Source organism: Bacillus sp. PK6-16, assembly GCF_056530295.1.
In genome coordinates, this window is sequence record NZ_CP096511.1 from 2,277,718 (window position 1) to 2,299,537 (window position 21,820).

19 protein-coding genes are annotated in these 21,820 nt (G+C 33.5%); 13 read left to right on the forward strand and 6 right to left on the reverse strand.

Annotation, left to right across the window (positions count from 1 at the left end; all coding sequences use genetic code 11):
- Window positions 1-87: 87 nt before the first annotated feature.
- A complete protein-coding gene (locus tag M1D66_RS11710; RefSeq protein WP_242555148.1) occupies window positions 88-657 on the reverse strand; it encodes a DUF3841 domain-containing protein in 570 nt (189 codons plus the stop codon).
- Window positions 658-871: 214 nt separating this feature from the next.
- Here M1D66_RS11710 and M1D66_RS11715 point away from each other — a divergent pair, with 214 nt between their 5' ends.
- The 3 genes from M1D66_RS11715 to M1D66_RS11725 all read left to right on the forward strand — a co-directional run bounded on the left by M1D66_RS11715 (window position 872) and on the right by M1D66_RS11725 (window position 3,683).
- The gene (locus tag M1D66_RS11715) at window positions 872-2,302 is read left to right on the forward strand and encodes a cryptochrome/photolyase family protein (protein WP_153595435.1); all 1,431 of its coding nucleotides are present in this window, start codon (window positions 872-874) and stop codon (window positions 2,300-2,302) included.
- Window positions 2,303-2,413: 111 nt separating this feature from the next.
- Complete coding sequence (locus tag M1D66_RS11720; RefSeq protein ID WP_000749726.1) at window positions 2,414-2,869, forward strand: TspO/MBR family protein; 456 nt, start codon at window positions 2,414-2,416, stop codon at window positions 2,867-2,869.
- A gap of 103 nt (window positions 2,870-2,972) precedes the next feature.
- Window positions 2,973-3,683 (forward strand): alpha/beta hydrolase, encoded by a 711-nt coding sequence (locus tag M1D66_RS11725; RefSeq protein WP_016122797.1) that lies wholly within the window; start codon window positions 2,973-2,975, stop codon window positions 3,681-3,683.
- 87 nt (window positions 3,684-3,770) lie between these two features.
- On the opposite strand, the gene M1D66_RS11730 is transcribed toward M1D66_RS11725, so the two are convergent.
- Window positions 3,771-4,136 (reverse strand): YxeA family protein, encoded by a 366-nt coding sequence (locus M1D66_RS11730; RefSeq protein ID WP_000714948.1) that lies wholly within the window; start codon window positions 4,134-4,136, stop codon window positions 3,771-3,773.
- A 556-nt stretch (window positions 4,137-4,692) separates the two neighbouring features.
- Here M1D66_RS11730 and M1D66_RS11735 point away from each other — a divergent pair.
- From M1D66_RS11735 to M1D66_RS11765, 7 genes are all read left to right on the forward strand, one after another.
- The gene (locus tag M1D66_RS11735; RefSeq protein ID WP_153595436.1) at window positions 4,693-6,231 is read left to right on the forward strand and encodes an alpha/beta hydrolase; all 1,539 of its coding nucleotides are present in this window, start codon (window positions 4,693-4,695) and stop codon (window positions 6,229-6,231) included.
- 335 nt (window positions 6,232-6,566) lie between these two features.
- Window positions 6,567-6,953 (forward strand): YflT domain-containing protein, encoded by a 387-nt coding sequence (locus M1D66_RS11740; protein ID WP_000557321.1) that lies wholly within the window; start codon window positions 6,567-6,569, stop codon window positions 6,951-6,953.
- 85 nt (window positions 6,954-7,038) lie between these two features.
- Window positions 7,039-7,440 carry a peptidase U61 gene (locus M1D66_RS11745; RefSeq protein ID WP_375363627.1) on the forward strand — a complete coding sequence of 134 codons (402 nt, stop codon included), beginning with the start codon at window positions 7,039-7,041 and terminating at the stop codon, window positions 7,438-7,440.
- Between the two features lie 35 nt (window positions 7,441-7,475).
- Window positions 7,476-8,501, forward strand: a complete 1,026-nt coding sequence (locus M1D66_RS11750) for a ParM/StbA family protein (RefSeq protein WP_086389137.1) — start codon at window positions 7,476-7,478, stop codon at window positions 8,499-8,501.
- Between the two features lie 305 nt (window positions 8,502-8,806).
- Window positions 8,807-9,757 (forward strand): magnesium transporter CorA family protein, encoded by a 951-nt coding sequence (locus M1D66_RS11755; RefSeq protein WP_086385004.1) that lies wholly within the window; start codon window positions 8,807-8,809, stop codon window positions 9,755-9,757.
- A gap of 443 nt (window positions 9,758-10,200) precedes the next feature.
- On the forward strand, window positions 10,201-10,644 hold the full coding sequence (locus M1D66_RS11760) for a MarR family winged helix-turn-helix transcriptional regulator (protein WP_000111426.1): 444 nt from the start codon (window positions 10,201-10,203) through the stop codon (window positions 10,642-10,644).
- A 219-nt stretch (window positions 10,645-10,863) separates the two neighbouring features.
- On the forward strand, window positions 10,864-11,742 hold the full coding sequence (locus tag M1D66_RS11765; RefSeq protein WP_000423188.1) for a LysR family transcriptional regulator: 879 nt from the start codon (window positions 10,864-10,866) through the stop codon (window positions 11,740-11,742).
- Between the two features lie 302 nt (window positions 11,743-12,044).
- Here the strand turns inward: M1D66_RS11765 and M1D66_RS11770 are convergent, their stop codons facing one another.
- The 4 genes from M1D66_RS11770 to ycaC form a co-directional block, all read right to left on the reverse strand.
- Window positions 12,045-13,880, reverse strand: coding sequence for an amidohydrolase (locus tag M1D66_RS11770; protein ID WP_242555149.1), 1,836 nt, complete (start codon window positions 13,878-13,880; stop codon window positions 12,045-12,047).
- Between the two features lie 13 nt (window positions 13,881-13,893).
- On the reverse strand, window positions 13,894-14,487 hold the full coding sequence (locus tag M1D66_RS11775) for an antibiotic biosynthesis monooxygenase (protein ID WP_086385002.1): 594 nt from the start codon (window positions 14,485-14,487) through the stop codon (window positions 13,894-13,896).
- On the reverse strand, window positions 14,484-15,128 hold the full coding sequence (locus M1D66_RS11780; RefSeq protein ID WP_000067162.1) for a hydrolase: 645 nt from the start codon (window positions 15,126-15,128) through the stop codon (window positions 14,484-14,486). The genes M1D66_RS11775 and M1D66_RS11780 overlap by 4 nt, the downstream gene beginning before the upstream one ends.
- A gap of 316 nt (window positions 15,129-15,444) precedes the next feature.
- Window positions 15,445-16,089 (reverse strand): isochorismate family cysteine hydrolase YcaC, encoded by a 645-nt coding sequence (gene ycaC, locus M1D66_RS11785; protein ID WP_086385001.1) that lies wholly within the window; start codon window positions 16,087-16,089, stop codon window positions 15,445-15,447.
- 502 nt (window positions 16,090-16,591) lie between these two features.
- Here ycaC and M1D66_RS11790 point away from each other — a divergent pair.
- The 3 genes from M1D66_RS11790 (at window position 16,592) to M1D66_RS11800 (ending at window position 21,279) form a co-directional block, all read left to right on the forward strand.
- Complete coding sequence (locus M1D66_RS11790) at window positions 16,592-17,428, forward strand: bromoperoxidase (protein WP_086385000.1); 837 nt, start codon at window positions 16,592-16,594, stop codon at window positions 17,426-17,428.
- Between the two features lie 409 nt (window positions 17,429-17,837).
- Window positions 17,838-19,427, forward strand: a complete 1,590-nt coding sequence (locus M1D66_RS11795) for a bifunctional metallophosphatase/5'-nucleotidase (protein WP_086384999.1) — start codon at window positions 17,838-17,840, stop codon at window positions 19,425-19,427.
- A gap of 520 nt (window positions 19,428-19,947) precedes the next feature.
- Complete coding sequence (locus M1D66_RS11800) at window positions 19,948-21,279, forward strand: erythromycin esterase family protein (RefSeq protein WP_242555150.1); 1,332 nt, start codon at window positions 19,948-19,950, stop codon at window positions 21,277-21,279.
- The last annotated feature ends 541 nt before the right edge of the window (window positions 21,280-21,820 follow it).

A 21,820-nucleotide genomic window follows, 5' to 3' on the forward strand; every position in this document is an offset into this window, starting at 1 on the left:
TAGGGTTCCATTATAAAAAAACGTATTAGTTTAATGTGACCATTTGTTATGTTTATGAATGCTTAAATAAAGCATTCATAAACAATATTATTTATTAAATCCATTTATCTTACTAAGTTCTGTTATTTGTATAATCCATTCTTGTTTTAGGTAGGGTAGAGTTGCTTGGATATGATGATATTCCCATTCTTCCTCAATGATAGGGTAAAGATCAAATAAGTGTTTTTCTTCATCATTTGTTACACTTGCTTTAGGATTGTCAGTAAGTTTAAAATAAATGTCGCACCATCCGCTATAGTTTGTTAACATGAATAAAAAATTAGGACATGTGAATTCGATGAGGTATATTTCTTTCTCTAATTGAATATCTGATAGTAATTCTCTCGCAGTCTCATAAGTAGGCTTCTTTTGGTAACCATTGCATGAATGCCATGCCCAAATGGGTAAATCTATAATAAAGTCAATACCTTTCTGTTTCATGTGTCTTACAATGTATTTATATGCTGTGCAATCTTCTTTACTAACAAAAATAGGATCGGCTATAAGCTTACCTTCATTCAAAAGTGTATTTATGGCATTTTGGTTTTGAAAAGTCCATAGGATTGTTGAATCTATAGATGTATTTAAGTTTGATTGTTTATCAAATTGTTTTTTCATCTTTCTCTCCATTTTCTTTTTTATTTTATAAGAGTTTAAGATAAGTACAAAGTGCATTATATTTTTATCTTTATTAAGAGTTGGAAAAATCCATTAAAGAATAGAAGAGTTTGTTTGCAATTACAAAAAATGATTCTTATAATCATTTAAAAATAACAGAAGTATTTGTTCTAATAAAGAATGAATTGTGCTTTAAGAATTAGAAAGGATAGCCATGCAAAATAAAATTATTGTTATGTTTCAAAAAGATTTTCGTTTATATGATAACCCAGCGCTATTTGAGGCTGTTCAGTCTGGTGAGGTTCTTCCTGTATATATACAAGATGAAACTTTTTCAATAGGAAGTGCGGCAAAGTGGTGGTTGCACCATGCTGTAATAGATGTAAAGAAGCAACTTGAGGCATTGGGCTCTACTTTTATAATACGTAAAGGAAAGACACAAGAAGAAATACTTTCTCTCATAGAACAATTAAATATAACGGCTGTATATTGGAATATTTGTTATGATCCGGACAGATTACAATCTAATCAAAAAATGAAAATGATGTTAGAGGATAAAGGTATTATCTGTAAAGAATTTAATTCGCATTTATTATTAGAACCGTGGATTATTAAAAAGAAAGATAACACTGAATATAAGGTGTTTACGCCTTTTTACAATGTATTTCAAAAGCAGGTAATACCTAAACCTTTTAGCAGAGTGCAGAGTATAAAGTGGGGAAACTCTTTACCAGCAAGCTTATCTGTTTCAGAATTACAATTGTTGCCGACTATACCGTGGACATCTCATATGGAAGTAATATGGGATCCGACAGAAGAAGGGGCATATAAAACATTCAAGAAATTTTTCTCTAGTAAATTAGTCTCTTATAGTGAAGGAAGAGATTTTCCAGGTCAAAATGTCCATTCGATGTTGGCACCGTATCTTTCATTTGGTCAAATATCAGTAAAGCTAATGTTTCATTACTTAATAAATAAAAGTACCGAAAGACAATGTAGTCTTTTTGAAAAACAAGTTAATAGTTTTATACGTCAATTAATTTGGCGAGAGTTTTCTTATTATTTACTATACCATTATCCATTTACAGTATATAAACCTCTTAATAAGAGCTTTGAACATTTTCCGTGGAATAAGGAAGAGGAGTTATTAAGAGTATGGCAAAAGGGGAAAACGGGTTATCCGTTTATTGATGCGGGAATGCGAGAACTATGGCAAACAGGTTTTATGCATAACCGGGCAAGAATGGCTGTAGCCTCTTTTCTTGTAAAGCATTTGTTAATTCCGTGGCAAGAAGGAGCAAAATGGTTTATGGATACACTACTAGATGCTGATATTGCAAATAATACAATGGGATGGCAATGGGTTGCTGGAAGTGGAGCAGATGCATCACCGTACTTTCGTATTTTTAACCCCATCACACAAGGAGAAAAGTTTGATAAAAATGGAGAGTATATAAGAAGATGGGTACCAGAATTAAAAGATATCCCAAACAAATATATACATAAACCTTGGGAAGCACCTGAGCATATTTTACAAAAATCCAATATAAAACTTGGTGATACATATCCTTATCCGATTGTTGATCATAAGGCAGCACGAGAGAGAGCCCTTTGTGCATATAAAAGTATGAAAGAATTTGTATGAAATAGGTTAAACAATATGTATTTAGAATTTTAATATTAGAATTTTATCCATTACAAGGACATACTAATCATATAAAGTTTCTATAATCTTCTAGTAAAAAGGAGAATGTTTATGAAAAAATCTAGTATTATAGTATTTTTCCTAACATATGGTTTGTTTTATGTTTCTAGTGTTTTATTCCCTATTGATCGTACTTGGTATGATGCGTTAGAAAAGCCGTCTTGGACACCTCCTGGTATGACAATCGGAATGATATGGGCTGTATTATTTGGACTTATCGCATTATCAGTTGCAATTATTTACAACAACTATGGATTCAAGCCAAAAACATTTTGGTTTTTATTCCTTTTAAATTATATATTCAATCAAGCGTTCAGCTATTTTCAATTTAGCCAAAAGAATTTGTTTTTAGCAACAGTAGATTGTTTACTAGTCGCTATTACTACGTTACTTCTCATTATGTTTTCTTCCAATTTATCTAAAGTATCGGCATGGTTGCTAATACCATATTTTTTATGGTCTGCATTTGCTACATATTTATCTTGGACAATTTATAGTATAAATTAAAGACGTAAATGAAAACTTGAGCACAATAAAAATGCTCGAGTTTTTATGTTTATTAATGATAATCTGAAATATAGAATATATACATCTTAGGGAGGTCATCTTTTTGAAAAAATGGATAAAAATTGTTCTGTACTCTTTACTAGCTATTTTAATCGTCGGAAGTATTACTTTTTTAACTTGGTCTCAGTTTACTTATAAACCAACGAAAGAGGCTTTGTCTTTAGTAGATGATAAAAAAGATGAAGATTATATAGTTTTTGGAGAGAAAGATGCAAAAATAGGAGTTATTTTTTATCAAGGAGCTAAAGTAGAAGCCGAGGCTTATAGTTACTTAGGAGAAGCTCTTGCAAAAGATGGGCATTTTGTAGTAATGCCTAAGTTACCATTAAACTTAGCGATACTTGGAATAAATGAGGTAGATAGTGTAATTGAACAGTATCCTGAAGTTCAAAAATGGTATGTTGCGGGGCATTCAATGGGCGGAGCTATGATTTCTAGGTATGCCTTTCAACATGAAGAAAAGGTAGACGGGATTATTTTCTTAGGTTCGTATCCTGCAGATGACTTCTCTACTAAGTCGATTCCGATGTTATCAATTTACGGGGAAGTAGATGCTTTAGCAACTGTTGAAAAAATAGAGAACAATAAAAAGTTCATGTCAAAGAATACTACTATGCACATGATAAAAGGGGGAAACCATGCTCATTTTGGCATGTATGGTGAGCAAAAAGGTGATAATGCGAGTTTAATTACGGCAAAAGCACAACGAGATGAAACGGTAAAAGTAATTGAACAATGGTTATTGGAACAATGATAACGAATTTAATAAATCTACTGAAAGAATTTTCCCAACGGTAGATGGGAGAGAGAATAAAGAGCCAAATCGTATGAATTGGCTCTTTTATTTATTTGCTATCTCCAATTGTCCCCTTATTTTCTCCGGAATATCCTCTTTAGAAATAATATCGTAAGAATACACATATTTTCCTTTCACATGAATTTTCAAGTAAGTTTTTCTTATAAAATCATTAGGCGTGTTCGTTCCAACTTTATATTCTTTTTCATTGCTTAGTTCATCAACACCCTTTAGTGAGTACATAGCTCGGCCTTTATAATGATAATCTGGAATGCCATATCCCTTCGCAACGGCGTATACATTTTTTTCTTCAGCAATCGGATTAAATCTGTCTAAATCCCCGCGTAATATGAAAGGTAGTAAGTATATAGGAAGGCCTATTCCTAGTATGCAAAGTACAAATTTTTTCATGGTCGTTTCTCCTCTTGTTCATTTACAGGATTCAGTATAGAAAAAAATTCTTATGAATATAGAGGGAAATTTCTTAAGGTTTTCTTAATAAAGTTTAACCGTGTGAAAAAAACTAACTTGAGCATTAAGCTTACGGAATGAATAACCAAATAACTTGTTTTCTTTATTTTTTGATATTTCTTAAGAACCTATCAAGAAATAAGTGAGTTTTAGGATTTAGAATAAATGTATCTTACAGTAATAAGAGAATTATCTAAAAAAATTAGAGTGAGAACAATTAAAGAAAGCATCTAGTGGATTGCTTTTTTCTTTTGGAATAGAGAATCACATGGGTCAGTTACATGTAATACGGCACTGTGCTTCTATGTCACTGAAAAATCCAATGATAAAAAAAGAGGGGGAAGGCATTTTTTATTGAAGTTTGTTAATGATAGATTTTTAACTAGTTAGGGGGGGATCGTAAAATAGATTATTAATCTCTTTAATAATTTTTATTTTCCTTATAGTTGGCATATTGTATTAGAAATTTTTAATTTTGAAAGGAGAATCAATAATTATGGGTAAGAAAAGAAGAATAAGTAATAAGTTATTACTTGTCAGTGCAGTTTTTACAATAGCAATTCCCTCAGTCTCATATGCGGAGGAAGTAATTTCACCTGAAAATTTTACGAGTTCTTCAAGTTTGTATGAGGGACGGAATACGGAAGTATTGAAAACAAGCTTATATCCTTATACATATAACTATCCGTTTAACTACCAATTTAGTTCGAAATTAAAGGAAGCAAACACAACTATAAAAAAAGTAGACAATAGTGATGATGAAAATCCTATTATATCTACTACTCTTTCATTTATTCGCCATATGAATAGTGAAGATTATAAATCTGCATTTGATTTAACCTCAAGGTCATTACAGAAAATAATATCCGAAGAATGGCTGAAGAGCTATTGGGAGGGACTCCCAGTGCAATTACAAGCAGGTCCTTTTATAGAAATTGGAGAGGTTACACAAAAAGAGACAAATCCTGTTCATACAAATGTAGAGGTTCAATTAGTTTTTGAAAAAATGACTGTACCTTTACTAATTAAACTAGATCCATCTGGAAAAATAGACGATTTTCAACTCAGCATGTCGTTTAGTCCTGTTGCAGAGCGTCCATCATATAGTAAGCCTGAATCATTTGTTGATAAAGAAGTAGTAGTTGGAAGTGGTGCATTTCCATTACCAGGAACATTGTCGGTTCCAAAAGGAAAGGGTCCTTTTCCAGCGGTTATTCTTGTTCAAGGATCAGGAGCAACTGATCAGGATGAAACAGCTTTTGCGTTAAAACCATTTCGCGATTTAGCTGAAGGTCTTGCATCGAAGGGAATTGCTGTCCTTCGCTATAATAAAAGAACTTATGAACATGGGTTGAAAACACAATTCAGTCCCTTTTATACAGTTGATAAAGAGACAACAGATGATGCTCTTCTTGTAACTCAATTTCTTAAAAATGAGCCTCTAATAAATAAAAATCAAATTTATATTTTGGGTCATAGTCAAGGTGGAATGATGCTTCCGAAAATGATTGAAAAAGACCAAAATAAAAATATTGCTGGAGCAATTGTAATGGGAGGGCCAGCTCGTACGATCCAAGACGTTGTTTTAGATCAATTTGAGTACCTTTTCTCTATTGGAGCAATGAACCTGGATCAATATAAATTCTACAAATCGCAATTTGAATTATTAAATGATCCTAATTTCTCTGATCAGAATCCCCCAAAAGATTTTTACTTAGGATCAGCAGTATTTTGGGATTCTATACGGAAAATTAAAGCGGCAGAAATGTCAAAAGAACAAAAGACACCGCTTCTTATTATTCAAGGAGAAAGAGACTATCAAGTTCAATCAAAAATTGAAATTCCTCTTTGGAAAGAACAATTAAAAGAACGAGATAACGTAGATTATCGACTATATCCAAAGTTAAATCATTTCTTTACAGAGGGTGAAGGGGAAATAAGTAAGCCAAATGAATATTATAGTCCTGCTAATATCCCTGAGTATGTTATAAATGATATTGCTGCTTGGGTGCAAGGCAGATCGCAATTAAATTAGCAACCATATGTTTTAATAAAGACTTTCTTTCCGTAATCAAAATAGAAATATTTTGATTAGGTTATATGTTTTTTAAAAGCACTCTTTAAAAAGGAGTGCTTTTTTATTTTTCTATGATTTCTATAAAACAATGGGCTTACCTTCCAAACAAATCGTTATTTGGAGCGCTTTTATCAAAGCAAAGTTCTTGTGACATTTCTTTGATATTAAAAACATGAATAACCTATTGTGTAAAATTTTTTGAAAATTTAAGTTTAACATCTTTAAAATAGGTGTATTACATATTACATAACAACTAAATAAAAAAATAAAAAATCTAAAGGAGGAAAGATACGATGCATACGAATGAAAGAAAAACGGTAGTTTATGAATATCAAAATGAACAGGAAGTAGTTATGAAAGTAAAAGAGCTAGAATTGCAAGGGGTTCGCCACGATGACATTTATGTTTTAGCACATGAAAAACATATAACAAAAAGGATTGCGGATGATACAAACACAAATACGATTGGAGTAAAAGAACAAGGATTGGGAACAAGTATTATCAACTTTTTCTCCAAAAAAGGGGACGAACTTCGAAATCAAATGGAAGAAATGGGGTTGTCGAAGGAGGAAGCTAACTTATATGAAGAAAAACTAGATCAAGGGAAGATTTTACTTCTAGTAACAGCTGAAGTACCAATGGCGAATGATAGGCAGCCGCAAAACTATCATTCTCTGTAATAGATTGCAACATCTGATAAATAGGTAAGGGAATTATTTTAGGTTGTAGCATGGAAGAAAATAAAAATAGAAAAGGATGAGAAAAATGAAACATACAATATTTAAATATGCTGTGATTGGAATTACGACCGGAGTCATCGTCTCCCTATTAAAAAAAGAAAATCGGAAAGCTATACAAACAAAAGGAAAAAGCGTAAAAGAAAAACTACAAGAAGGAAACATAAAGGAAACATTGGAGAAGGTAACTGAGACAAGTAAACAATTTTCTGTAACTGCAGCTAATGTTGCAAAACAAACATTACCACAACTGCTTACAGCTACACCAGTTGTGATTTCTACCATTAAAGAATTAACAGAAAACGAAAATAACAAAAAGAAAACAGATGAAAAGGATTACGAAATAAATGAAAATAGTAAGAACTTAGACGGGGAAAAAACGAAAAATGAAAAGAAATATGTGAAAGAAGGGAAAGAAGAGAGTGCCTAGATGTAACTCTAAAAATAGAAAGTGAGGAAAAAAGTATGAAATCTCTGTATGCAATTGATGTAGGAATTGGCTTTACCAAAAGGGCATATCGCCAGGATGTAGATTCTGAGATGACGGTTAAGAGTGAAGCTTCCACACTAGCCCCTGTACCTAATCATGCTGAAAGTGAAGATTTAACAAAGGTAAGTTTTATAGACTTAGACTTTGCATACTACATGGGAAATGAAGCACATCAATCTGACGCTTCATTTCTTCCTCCATTTGACGAAGAAATAGAAAATTATTATGAAAGCGAACGATTTAAACAACAAATATTTGGTTGCATTGCAAAGGATTATAAAGAAAATGTCGTGTTACCTTTAGTTGTTACCGGGCTTCCCATCAGTTGTTTTGGTAGTCAGCATGAGCAATTACAACGTGCACTAAAAAAAGAAACTTCCGTGCAAATTGATGGGAAATTTATTCATATTACGGTGGAAAATGCTTTGATTCTTCAGCAACCGGTCGCTTTACATGCCTATTTCTTAAAAGAGGGAATCATTCAGGAACGAGATCGCATCTTAATTATTGATGGTGGATTTCGCACATTAGAAATGACAGATATGAAACAGAATCTCATTTTAAATCATTATGAGACGGAACTAGGATGTAGCAAGCCTTTGAAAAATATTAAGAATATCGTGCAGAATCATGAGGGTGAAAGTAATCAATTGCATATTAACGACATGCCAAACATATTAGAAAAAGGATATGAATGTCGAGAAGAAAATCATGAGACAAATCAGGTTCATACTTTGATTCAAAAAGAGTTGGATGCACACTTCCAAGACGTCATGCGTGTATTACAAGAACAATTTAAGTTAGAACAGTATAACACTATTATTTGGACAGGAGGAATAGTAGATCTCCACAAAAAACGAATTGAAAAAATGCAAAGTGAAATTTCTTCTTTCCGTATGGTAGACGCTTCGAAAGAGGCTGCACTCCATGGATACTATATTATTGGGAGTCAAGTATTTGACGACATCACCAATCAATCTGCATATGAATCCAAATTATAATAACGAATGAAATGGAGTTTGTTGAATAGACGTGCCAAATTATGTAGCTTCTTTTCCATATATAATAAATTCTTTATAAGAAAAGATAAAAAGTGCTTGTATAGAGGAAATGTTTAAAATTGAGAATGAAAATAACTAATATATAGGGGGTCTTTCTTTTAAAAGAATAAGGCCTCCTATGTCATTTATTTTGTAATTTAGATGATCTAAAAACTTTTCCTCCAAGACATGAATACCTACATACAAATGTCATATTACGGTTATGATTCGATTAAACATAAAACAATTTAGAAAGGAAGAATAATATGGAATGCATAAAAATGACGAAATGGAGTTGGTATCATGTGAAAACTAGTGAGCTTGAAAAACTTTCTTCTATAATCCCTCGTGATGTAACATCTTATTTCTCTCAATTTGTAAAGAAAATAAGTTCTCCTTGTGAAAATGGATTATATGTTTATACGTTATCACCAAGTCAAACTTGTGTATATGGTTCGTTTTTATATGATCAAGATAAAAAGGACGCCAAAATTCAAAAATTTCTTCATTATTTCGTAGCTCATGGAATACTTATAACAGTTCAGGAAAAAGAGGAAGAGGATTTCAAAAAATTAATACATAATTTCCCTATGGGTACAAAAAATTGTAATAGTTCCGCTGAAGGATTATGTGCTATCTTATCAATGTTTATATCTCATTATTTGCGAAAGGTTGACTACTTTGAAAACAATTTCAGAAATGTATTATGGGATTTTTATCATCATAATAACATAGCAGTTTTAGAAAGGATTTATCATATTCGTCATGAATTATTTATGAACACACACGTGTTTCGCTTAATACAAGAAGTGTTACAAGGCCTAAAAGAAGCTTGGTTAGAAAAACTAACAAACACCCTTTGTTATAAACAAACACACGTAAAATTAGAGCGTGGATTACAACTTGTTAAAGAGTACCAAGAAGAATTAGACACGATGATTCATTTACAAGAAGTTGTTTCTTCTCATCGTGGGAATGAAATTATGAAAGCTCTTACTGTATTAACTGCTGTGAGTACGCCTTTGACAGCCTTAGGAGCATTATGGGGTATGAATTTTAAATACATGCCTGAACTAGAATGGAAATATAGCTATTTAATCGCTCTCTTATTTATTATTTTCACAACAGCGGGTATGTATATGTATATGCGATTCAAAGGATGGACAGGTGACTTATTACGAGTAAAGAAAAAGAAATCTTTTTTTAAATCTAATTAATCCTGTTTATAAAAAATATGATAGATATATGGTTTGTAATATTTATTAATTGAGATAGCAACATATCCCCATCAAGTTAAAGTTTTGATGTCCTCGCAATGATAAAAATGGTGAATATTTATATGAAAGATTAGAGCTCTCCTTCCTGTAGGAGAGCTCTAATCTTTGTTTAAAAACTATATCATATACTCTGAAATTTGTCCGGATTCAATTTAGAATATGGCAAAAGAGAACTTGCGGATTAAAAACAAGCTCTCTTTAAAAGAAATAACGTAATTGAGATACTTATATAGTAACAATTGTTTTCTTCTAATTCCATATGTCATATGTTGAGAAATAAATTATAAATGGATTGATAAAGCTAAAATGAATGATTGACATAATATTTTGACGATAATATAATGAATCTCGAATTCAAGATAACTTGTAAAGGATTGGTAATTATGAGCGTGATTAACGATGAGAGCTTATCTTTAAAGTTATTTGTTATATTATCAAGGGCAGTACAGTCAATTACTAAGCGTATTGAAGAGGATATAAAAAGTTATGGACTTAATCCAACTGAATTTGCAGTGCTTGAGCTACTGTATAGTAAAGGCGATCAGCCTATACAAAAAATTGGAGACAAAATATTACTTGCAAGTAGTAGTATCACGTATGTAGTGGATAAGTTGGAAAAGAAGCGGTTCTTAATACGAAAACCATGTCCTAAAGACCGCCGTGTCACGTATGCGTCAATTACTTCAGAAGGTATTGAATTGATGGATATTATTTTTCCTCAGCATAAAGAGGCGATTCGGCAAATATTTGGTGGTTTGGACTATATTGAGAAAAAAATGATAATCGAAAAGTTGAAAAAATTAGGGTATTATGCACTCGAACTATAAATTTTTAGAAATATATCTCGAATTAGTAATGTCCTAATTAAATATAAATTAAATAAATAGGAGGAAAAATTAATAAATGGTAGTAAATTTATTATAATACAAAATGAATAAAACGTGTAATTTCAATTGGTATAGTATGAAATAAAGTTGTTATGTTAACGTATACATATCGTCCTTTAAATTATAAATCTTTCATAAAGCGGAGAGTGGGTATCAAGAATGGAATTACGTCATTTAGAGTATTTTATTCAAGTTTGTAATAATAATAGTTTCACTAAAGCTGCGGAAGTTCTAGGTATTTCACAGCCGACTTTAAGTCAACAAATACGAGTTTTAGAAGGTGAACTTGATACACCCTTGTTTCATCGAGTTGGAAGAGGTATCAAAATGACAGAAGCGGGTAAGCTGCTATTTGATAAAGGAAAATTTATCATGCAACAATTTGATGACGTTTATAATGAAATTTTTGAATTAAAGGGTGTAAAAAGAGGTGTGATTACTATAGGAGGTTTATTAGAGGATCTCACTTATTTAACACCTTATATTATGAAGTTTCAACAACATTATCCCAACATTGTAGTAAAGATTATAGAATCCGAAGTTGCTGTAAATCAAATCGTTGACAAAAATATTGATTTCGGGATTACACGTAGTGCTCAAATTCCAGACACATTAACAAACACCCTTTTGTATAGTGAAGAGCTCGTCCTTGTAATTCCAAAAAATCATCCTTTGAATGAAAAATCATTTGTTTCTTTTCGAGAATTAGTAGGGCTCAGTAGAGTAATGGTTTCATGTAGTTGTCGTGAATCTATTAAGATATATTGTGAGAGTTTAGGGTTATCTTTATCTGAAGCAAATATAGAAACAAAATCTTCTATTTCTCTATTGAGCCTTGTATACAATGGACATGGGGTTGCTATAATACCTCTTTCACTGGTTAACTTTGTTAATAATGATACTTTGAGCATAGTTCGTATTACTGATCCAACACCAAGTCAAGATATTAATCTTATTCACTTTGATGATAAATTTTTAAGTTTTGCAGCACGTATCTTTATGCAGAAGTTAAATGATTCTCAAAAAGTATCAGTGTAATAGAAATAATAATGATTTTAGTGTAACAATTGAAAAATTAAGATCTATATTAAAGTCAAAAGGCAGTGGATTTATATGTGTGGTGTAGTCGATCAAAAGGGGATACCATTGACTTTTAATTAAGGAAAAAAGGAAAGACTTTGCAAGGAGAGAAGGTTATCAAAAACAAGTTAAGTTAATCAATCAATTCTTTGGTCTTATCGCATAGTAACAGATTCCATAAGGGATATACACTGCTATTTTGAATCTACATATCCTTATTGTAGAAAGAAAACCACCGGCATTATACCGGTGGTTTTGATTTAGAAAGCAAAGCAAGTACAACCAATCCCCCATTTAGTTCCATCTTTTCCTATTACGGTATGAGTATGTTGATGGAGAGGGTTACTACAACTATGTAACTTGTTATCATGGGAATCGTGAGAAAGTATAGTGTTGGCTAGGTTAGCACCACCATACCCATAAACGCCCGTCGGTGACCAATCAGGTGATGCTGGCGGCAATTCAGGTGATAAGTTTTTAAATTCATTATTTCCATAAACAACCTGCCCACCCATAATGGTGAGCAATGATTCAAGGTCTTTGATTTCTTCTTCCGGCACAGTAAAGTAGTCAGCAGACAATACAGCAATATCAGCAAACTGACCGACTGCCAGGGTTCCTTTTTTACCTTCATCACCAGAGAACCACGCACTTCCTTTTGAATATAATTCCAGGGCTACTTTTCTATCAAGTCTATTTTTTTCATCGTATATGGAAAGCCCACCAATGGTTTTTCCAGCAACCATCCAGTAAAGAGCAACCCAAGGGTTATAGCTGGAAACCCTGGTTGCATCACTACCGGCGCCAACAGGTATACCAAGGTCTAACATACGATAAATCGGAGGAGTATGCTTTGCAGCTTCCTTTCCGTATAAGTCAACAAAGTATTCACCTTGAAAAGCCATGCGGTCTTGGATGGCAATACCGCCATATAAAGCCTTAACACGTTCCATACTACGATCTGAGATTGTTTCTGCATGATCAAACCACCAGCGTAGCCCATTAAAAGGAATTTCTCTGTTAACTTCCTCAAATACATTTAAGAAACGTGTGATTGACTCGTCATAAGTTGCATGTAAACGGAATGGCCAACGGTTTTCCACCAATAGAGAAATTACTTTCTTTAAGTCGGCTTCCATTACTGTAGCTAGTTCGGGCCGTGGCATTTGAAATTTTTCAAAATCAGCTGCAGAGAATACTAACATTTCTCCGGCACCATTCATTTTATACTTATCATTTCCTTGACCTGGAGAAACAATTTTTGTCCATGAAGCAAAGTCTTCATATTCATGATTAGGATTTTGCGTAAATAAATTATAAGCAATACGTAAAGTCAATTGTTCCTTCTCGGCTAAATGTTCAACAACTTTGTAGTCGTCAGGATAATTTTGGAAACCACCACCTGCATCAATGGCACTTGTAATACCTAATCTATTTAATTCACGCATAAAATGGCGAGTTGAGTTAATCTGGTCGTCAAGATTAAGTACTGGAGCTTTACCCAAACTTGAATAAAGAATAGAAGCGTTAGGGTTAGCAATTAAAAGGCCCGTTGGATTACCTCTTTTATCCCGCTGAATTAAACAGCCTGGAGGGTCTGGGGTATCTTTCGTGTATCCCAGTGCACGTAGCCCTGCACGATTTACAAGTGCTCTATCGTAAAGATGTAGCACAAAGACAGGCGTGTCTTCAGAAACAGCATTAATCTCTTCTAATGTTGGCATCCGTCTCTCTTTAAATTGAAATTCAGACCAACCTCCAACTACTCTTACCCACTGAGGAGCAGGTGTACGTCTTGCCTGTTCTTTAAGCATTTCTAGAGCAATAAAAAGTGATGGTACGCCTTCCCAACGTAATTCCATATTATAATGCAGACCACCACGAATAACGTGTATATGAGAGTCATTCAGGCCTGGAATAGCTCTCTTTCTTTTAAGGTCTATTTTTTTTGTTTTTTCCGTGGCACTATTAAGAAGCTCATCTCCACCTACTGCAGTGACTAAACCATCAGTTATGGCGATAGCAGATACCTCAGGCTGAGAAGGGTCAAGGGTAGTAATTTTTCCGTTGTATAAGACCATATCCGGTACATTCATATTCACACCTCGTCTACTTCCTATTATTTTGTAACCATGGATGAAATAATTTACCGAAAATCGGCATGACTACCCATGATAGCAAGGACACGATACATACAGAAACAAAAAAAGCTGACATAATAGGATTCATATGTTTTATAATAGGTCCTATCACTTTAGGAACTAACATGCTAAGAGGCCATACACCCAGAAGGGTAACGATAGACATTTTCCATTTTGGCGGTGGAACTGGCGTTTTCGGAGTAACAAACCAATAAGCCAAACTGCTTTCAGTTTTGTAAGTTGGATTAGCGGCTTGAAATTGCTCCGCCGTTTTTAACAAATCCCGGCGAACATCTGATTCTTGCCAAGCACGTAGATGCTCATACGTATCAAAGCGAAAAATAACAGTATACTCTCTGGATTCGTTACTTGGGACTATTAGATTTACACCTAAATGTCCTGGGAATTTAGTAGCCGCAGCCTCAATTTCATGTCTCCATGTTTCAAACTGTTTTTCTCTACCTTCTTGAATTTCCCATGTAACAATCGTTGTTACTGGATTGCCGGCATCCATCGTGTTCCCTGTATAAGTCTCTTCGACAGCTACTCCTTCTTGTTTCATATTTTCCTGCTTGGAAGCGCGCCATGCACCATAGTATATGCGTATTCTACACCTTGACCATAAGCACCAGTGTGTTCCTTTACAATCTCCATTACAGCATCATAAGTGTCTTTGTGTGCCCAGTCACGTTGGTATTCAAGTAAAACTTGAATTGCTGTTACTGGAATTGCACCAGCTTGTTCTACACGACGCATAGCAGCGTTATGTGCTGTCAAACTAGTACCACCTGAAGCATCATCAACTGCATATACCTCATAGCCAGCTTTAATTGCTTCAAGCACAGGGAATGCAAGGCAAACTTCAGTCCAAAGTGCTGCAAATATTAATTTCTTTCTACCGGTTGCTTTAACTGCCTCAACAAATTTCGGATCTTCCCAAGAGTTCATTGAACTACGTTCTATAATTTCATGGTTTGGGAATATATCAAGAATTTGTGGCCAAAAATAACCAGAAAAGCTGCGTGTTTCAACTGTAGTAAGAATAGTAGGTACGTTAAAAGTTTTTGCTGATTTAGCAAGTAGCATAACGTTATTAATCAATGTTTGTCTATCAATACTTGCAACTCCAAAAGTCATTTGAGGTTGAAAATCAATTAAAATTAAGGCACTGTTCTCCGGATTTAACAATTCTAAATTACTCATAATAAAACGCTCCTTTTTCAATTGTTTATTGAAAGTAATGTATCTTCTGTCAATTGAAGCTCTACTATACTTTTTAATTTAAATTTAGTGCTGATTTAATCAGCACTAAATTTATACTATCTACTTTAAAAAAGGTGATTTAAAGCTATTTACTTGAGATACATTTATCCCGCATTAACGGGCAGTAAGACCCCCACCTCAAAATTCAGCGGAAGCAAAGAAGTTAGGTGGGGGATCAACTGCCTGTAAAAGCCCGATTGGTTCAACTAATAATCAGTGGGGGATGAACAAAACCCCCACTGATTAAAGTTTCACTTTATGCATTTTGTTTACTAAGATCTCGCTGAGCTCCTCTATAGCTTCCAATTATATTTTGATAGCCTGGAAGATTGCTAGCAAGCAAATTGCCAAAACCTTCGACATCGTTGCGCCAATCGCGTTGTAATTCGCAAGCTACGCTAAACCAGTTCATAAGTTGCACGCCACTATGTGTCATACGTGTATTGGCAGCATCTGCAACTTGTTTACTGAAAGTTCCTGAAGCATCAGTAACAGCAAATACTTCATATCCAGCTTTTATAGCGGAAAGTGCCGGGAAAGCAACACAAACGTCCGTAACTACGCCTGCGATGATAAGTTGCTTTTTTCCAGTTTCTTCGATTGCTTTTACAAAATCATCATTATCCCATGCGTTAATTTGTCCAGGTCGAGCTATTTTTGGTGCATGAGGAAAGAGATCAACCAATTCTTGCATTAAAGGTCCATTAGGCCCGTTTTCAAAACTTGTTGTTAAAATAACTGGTAAATTAAAAAACTTAGCAGTATGAGCAAGAGCTAAAACATTGTTCTTGAATTCATCAACACCATAGTCACGTACTAGTCCGGACATAAGACCAGTTTGATGATCTACTAAAAGCACGACAGCATCATCTTTGTTAATACGAGAATAGAGATCAGTCATTATGTATTCCTCCTAAAAATTAAGTATTCGAAGAAAGTTTAAATAGTCGGATACTATCATAAGTTTCTTCGTTTATAACTAAGCTGACCAATAATATTGGTTATAGCAGCATTCACAGAACATGAAGTGCTATACAAATTTATAGTATTTGAAAACTGATTCGTTAATCAATTCTAAATTATCTATAATTCGTATAGGTCGTAACTATAGTTGTTTTCACTATAAAATAGATTGGTTTTACCTATACATCCTATAGATAGAACGATATTGATAGTCACCTATTTTTGTTATTACAATTGAATAGGAGTAATGTTCAGTAATTATTTTATGATGCAAAAGGTATTAGAGGGGGGATTGTTCCAAAAGGAGAAAATGAATGCATTGGAACAATAGAGTTTCATACTTAGAGTTCACAACATAAACGTGCATGAATAGGTTATGACATTCATCCAGATTATTGAATAAAAGGATGCATATTGGAATATTTTTAGGAGGTAGAAGCATGGCTAAAATTACTGTAGGAACCGAAAAGCAAGAACCAATTGAGATATATTATGAGGATCATGGCACAGGAAAACCAGTTGTACTCATTCATGGTTGGCCGTTAAGTGGTCGATCTTGGGAATACCAAGTTCCCGCTCTTGTTGAGGCTGGATACAGAGTTATAACATATGATCGTCGAGGATTTGGACAATCATCTCAGCCGTGGGAAGGGTATGAATATGATACCTTTACTTCTGATTTACATCAACTATTAGAACATTTAGAGCTTCAAAATGTCACACTTGTTGGTTTTTCTATGGGTGGAGGCGAAGTAGCCCGATATATTAGTACGTATGGAACAGATCGTATTGAAAAGGCTGTTTTTGCTGGGGCAGTACCTCCATATTTATACAAATCAGAGAATCATCCTGAAGGGGCATTAGATGATGCAACAATTGAAGCATTCAAAAGTGGTGTGATAAATGACCGCCTTGCATTTCTTGATGAATTTACTAAGGGATTTTTCGCGGCTGGTAATCGAACAGATTTAGTTAGTGAGCCATTCCGTTTATATAATTGGGATATTGCAGCCAGTGCATCACCTAAAGGAACACTTGATTGTATTACCGCCTTTAGTAAGACAGATTTTAGAAAAGACTTGGAGAAGTTTAATATACCTACTCTTATTATTCACGGTGATTCTGATGCAACTGTACCATATGAATATAGTGGGAAATTAACACATGAAGCAATTCCTAATTCTAAAGTGGCCTTAATAAAGGGTGGTCCACATGGGCTACATGCAACGCATGCTAAAGAATTTAATGAAGCACTCCTATTATTTTTAAATGACTGATTACAACTATATAATTGTTAATTGATAAATTATAAACAAGTAAAAAATAAAGCTTTATAAAAGATGCTCTTGGATAAATCCAGGAGCATCTTTTTAAATGGTGATATTGAGATGTTAGGTTGATAAATCTCCATTAATTTTGGATTGAATACTCTTCTTAACAGTTAAAATATATTGATTAGAGTTTTTTAGATTTCTTAGAAGTATTGTTATATTACTATCAAGATAATATTTTGAATAATCCTCAAAACAAAGAAATATACATTTTTCTGAGGAAGAAATATCTTGTCAGAAAACAATAAAATCTTATTAATTTTTATAATTGGTAGAATTTTTGTGGAAATAATTCTCTTAATATATTAAAATAACATCGTATTATGTCAGATTTTAATTAGGGGAGAGAAATTTTATGTTGAAAAAAATCATTCCAGTTGCTTTAGCATTAAGTACAGTTACTTTTACTAGTGTATTTGCTGCGCCTTCAATCCAAGCAAGTACAGAACAAAACCGCTACATAGATGTACAAATGCTCGGTATTAACGATTTTCATGGGCAACTAGACACTGTAAAAAAAATTAACAATAAAGATGCAGGGGGAATTGAGTACTTAGGGGCTTATTTACGTGATCGTGAAAAACAAAATCCGAATACATTAAAGGTACATGCTGGCGATGTTGTTGGAGCAAGTACTCCTGTTTCAGCATTATTACAAGACGAACCTACGATTGAATTTCTAAATGATTTGAAATTCGATGTTGGAACGATAGGAAATCATGAATTTGATGAAGGTGTTGAAGAAATGAACCGCCTTATTTATGGTGGATACCATGAGAAAACAGGTAATTTTAAAGGAGCAAAATTCCCATATGTTGCTGCAAATTTCTATAATAAATCCACCGGTCGTTTATTTTTACCACCATTCACTATAAAAAAGGTACAAGGAGTTCCTGTTGGATTTATCGGAGTCGTAACAACGGATGTTCCTAACCTTGTTATGCCTACTATGCTAAAGAATGTAGAAATTACAGATGAAGTTGAAGCTATTAACAAATCCGTAAAGCAATTAAAAAAACTAGGCGTTAAATCTATCGTTGTTCTTGCACATAACGGAGGTATAACAGATGGGAACGGCGTAACAAATGGTGATATTGTCCGATTAGCAAATGAGACTGATTCAGAAGTCGATGTTATTTTTGGTGGCCATAGCCACACCTATGTAAATGGAACTGTTAATAATAAACTTGTCGTACAAGCAAATTCATATGGTATGGCTTTTGCTGATGTTGATGTAAAGATTGATCGTAAAACACAAGATATTGTTGAGAAAAAAGCAGAAATTGTTACAACTTACCATGAAGGCATGGAGCCTGATAAAAAAATCAAGAAGAAGATGGAGAAATATCAAGCAAAAATCGCACCTCTTGTTAATGAAATTGTAGGTAAGTCTATTGCTCCACTAGATCGTAAACTCAATACGGCTGGTGAATCTACTCTCGGAAATTTAGTTGCTGATGCTCAGCGTGCAACAATGCAATCCCAAATTGCACTTATGAATCCTGGTGGTATTCGTAATGACTTAGATGCTGGTGATATTACATGGGGAGAGATATATGGTATTCAACCATTCGGAAATCAATTAATAAAAGTAAATTTAACAGGTCAAGACATTCGTGATATTTTAAATCAACAATGGCAAAAAGACATAACAAGAATGCTTCAAATTTCAGGGATCCAATACACTTGGGATGCGAACAAGCCTAATGGAGAAAAAGTAACAAGTATTCGCTTAACAAATGGAGAAGAAATTATTCCTTCTAAAACTTACAGCGTCGTTGCGAACGCATTTCTAGCTTCAGGTGGAGATGGATTTGTATCCTTTAAAAACGGTAAAGATGCTGAAACAGGACCAACTGATTTTGAAGCATTAGTAGATTATATAAAAAAATCAAAAGAACCAATTCAGTCTATTATTGATGGAAGAATTCAAAAGATAAATTAGTTTTTTATTAATCTCAAAAACAACTAGATTACCTGTGCGCTATACTCTTTAGTGTGCAGGTAATCTATTTTTTTGATTTGAAATAGTCTAACTGTGGCCAATGGGTATACCGTCTAGATGCAGAGTGCCGAAAAAATGAAGTGAACAAAAAATAACCCCTAAATTAACTCTATGATAAAGAGACTACAAACAATCAAAATTTGGAACTTCATATTAACCATATATTAACTACGTTAATAATACATACTGAAATTGAATACTTTAGATAACATCATCTATAACGAATATCTGTACATTATAATGTTATGCAATGAGGAATTTACAATACAATGAATTGAAGCTTATTTAGTTTTATATTCGTATAAGTGAATTAAGAATTTCTTAAGAACCTATTAAGAAATAAGTGAGTTTTAGGAACTAGAATAAATGTATCTTAACAGTAATAAGAAAATGAATGTTTTAAACGGAAATTGGCAGAGTATGTCAAAAAGCTATAAGTAAATATTTCAGGAGGTTTTTTATGAAAAAGAAAATAATTATTGCAATTGTTGCTTCTGCTATAACAATGACTCATTTTGTAGGAAATACTTATGCAGATTCGAAAACAGAGGTTTCTGTTACAGCTCCCTACAATACAAATCAAATAGCGAAATGGTTAGAAGCACATGCAAAGCCTTTAAAAACAACTAATCCAACTGCATCTCTTAATGATTTGAAACCACTTAAGAATATGGTAGGTTCAGCTTCAATTGTAGGTTTAGGTGAAGCTACGCATGGGGCTCATGAAGTTTTTACAATGAAACACCGCATTGTTAAGTATTTAGTATCTGAAAAGGGCTTTACCAATCTAGTTTTAGAAGAGGGATGGGACAGGGCCTTGGAACTTGATCGATATGTTCTTACTGGTAAGGGAAACCCAAGCCAACATCTAACACCTGTATTTAAGACGAAAGAAATGCTAGATTTACTTGATTGGATTCGGCAATATAATGCTAATCCAAAACATAAATCGAAAGTACGTGTCATCGGGATGGACATTCAATCAGTAAACGAAAATGTTTATAATAATATAATAGAATATATTAAAGCAAACAACTCAAAACTGTTGCCTAGAGTAGAAGAGAAGATAAAAGGGCTTATTTCTGTAACAAAGGATATGAATACTTTTGAAAGCCTTACGAAAGAAGAAAAAGAAAAGTATGTTTTAGATGCTAAACAAATTAGTGCTTTATTAGAGGAAAATAAAAGCTATTTAAATGGGAAATCTAAAGAGTTTGCATGGATAAAGCAAAATGCTCGTATTATTGAACAGTTTACTACAATGTTAGCGACACCTCCTGATAAACCAGCGGATTTTTATTTGAAACATGATATTGCAATGTATGAAAATGCGAAGTGGACTGAAGAACATTTAGGAAAAACCATTGTATGGGGACATAATGGACACGTTTCGAAAACAAATATGCTTTCTTTTATATACCCTAAAGTAGCAGGGCAGCATTTAGCAGAATATTACGGAAAACGGTACGTATCTATTGGAACGTCAGTTTATGAAGGACAATATAATGTCAAGAATAGCGATGGTGAATTTGGCCCCTATGGAACATTAAAATCGGATGATCCAAACAGTTATAACTACATTTTTGGACAGGTCAAAAAAGATCAATTTTTTATTGATTTACGTAAGGCGAATGGCGTGACAAAAACTTGGTTAAACGAACAACATCCAATTTTCGCTGGAATAACTACCGAAGGGCCTGATATGCCAAAAACTGTTGATATATCATTAGGTAAAGCATTTGATATACTTGTTCAAATTCAAAAAGTGAGTCCATCTCAAGTACATCAATAAATTTAGAATCATGTGCCTTAATGACAAATTTCATAGTGTTTCATATAACACAATGAAATTTGTTCTATATAGCAAGAAGAATAATCGCATTAGAAAAAATTAGCAGTTTAACCTGTTAAGAGTAAAACGAATCTTCAATATGTAAAGCGCAAAAACACTGAAGCGAAAAGCATCGGTGTTTTTTGCGCTTTCGGGCACAGATGCTACTTCAATCCTATTGTAGAAGTGATTTTGTATGTAAGGAATTTGTAAGGAATAGGTAAGAAAAAAGAGATTTTCATTGTGTAGGATAAAAATATAAGGAGGCATGAAGGGGGGGCAAGTACGGCCTACATATAAAACAAATAATCAGTAACAAGAGTGTTTTAAGGAAAAGAAGTAATTTCTATGGTTAATATGCATATGGAAAAAGAGTGATTTAGAGATTGTTAGGACACAATGGTGTTTGTGAAAATAATGATTAGTACGATAATTGCAAATTCAGTGTTGACTTTTATCATTGGGAGAGTTGATAGCTGTGTGGTTAGTATATGACATAGCT

Excerpts from the sequence above, each read along its gene's own strand:
- M1D66_RS11765 (WP_000423188.1), top strand. The coding sequence starts at position 10,864 with ATGGAATTACGTCATTTAGAGTATTTTATTCAAGTTTGTAATAATAAT.
- M1D66_RS11710 (WP_242555148.1), bottom strand. The coding sequence starts at position 657 with ATGAAAAAACAATTTGATAAACAATCAAACTTAAATACATCTATAGAT.
- M1D66_RS11775 (WP_086385002.1), bottom strand. The coding sequence starts at position 14,487 with ATGAAACAAGAAGGAGTAGCTGTCGAAGAGACTTATACAGGGAACACG.
- M1D66_RS11770 (WP_242555149.1), bottom strand. The coding sequence starts at position 13,880 with ATGAATGTACCGGATATGGTCTTATACAACGGAAAAATTACTACCCTT.
- M1D66_RS11730 (WP_000714948.1), bottom strand. The coding sequence starts at position 4,136 with ATGAAAAAATTTGTACTTTGCATACTAGGAATAGGCCTTCCTATATAC.
- M1D66_RS11745 (WP_375363627.1), top strand. The coding sequence starts at position 7,039 with ATGAAACATACAATATTTAAATATGCTGTGATTGGAATTACGACCGGA.
- M1D66_RS11720 (WP_000749726.1), top strand. The coding sequence starts at position 2,414 with ATGAAAAAATCTAGTATTATAGTATTTTTCCTAACATATGGTTTGTTT.
- M1D66_RS11800 (WP_242555150.1), top strand. The coding sequence starts at position 19,948 with ATGAAAAAGAAAATAATTATTGCAATTGTTGCTTCTGCTATAACAATG.
- M1D66_RS11795 (WP_086384999.1), top strand. The coding sequence starts at position 17,838 with ATGTTGAAAAAAATCATTCCAGTTGCTTTAGCATTAAGTACAGTTACT.
- ycaC (WP_086385001.1), bottom strand. The coding sequence starts at position 16,089 with ATGACTGATCTCTATTCTCGTATTAACAAAGATGATGCTGTCGTGCTT.
- M1D66_RS11790 (WP_086385000.1), top strand. The coding sequence starts at position 16,592 with ATGGCTAAAATTACTGTAGGAACCGAAAAGCAAGAACCAATTGAGATA.
- M1D66_RS11760 (WP_000111426.1), top strand. The coding sequence starts at position 10,201 with ATGAGCGTGATTAACGATGAGAGCTTATCTTTAAAGTTATTTGTTATA.
- M1D66_RS11715 (WP_153595435.1), top strand. The coding sequence starts at position 872 with ATGCAAAATAAAATTATTGTTATGTTTCAAAAAGATTTTCGTTTATAT.
- M1D66_RS11755 (WP_086385004.1), top strand. The coding sequence starts at position 8,807 with ATGGAATGCATAAAAATGACGAAATGGAGTTGGTATCATGTGAAAACT.
- M1D66_RS11780 (WP_000067162.1), bottom strand. The coding sequence starts at position 15,128 with ATGAGTAATTTAGAATTGTTAAATCCGGAGAACAGTGCCTTAATTTTA.
- M1D66_RS11740 (WP_000557321.1), top strand. The coding sequence starts at position 6,567 with ATGCATACGAATGAAAGAAAAACGGTAGTTTATGAATATCAAAATGAA.
- M1D66_RS11735 (WP_153595436.1), top strand. The coding sequence starts at position 4,693 with ATGGGTAAGAAAAGAAGAATAAGTAATAAGTTATTACTTGTCAGTGCA.
- M1D66_RS11750 (WP_086389137.1), top strand. The coding sequence starts at position 7,476 with ATGAAATCTCTGTATGCAATTGATGTAGGAATTGGCTTTACCAAAAGG.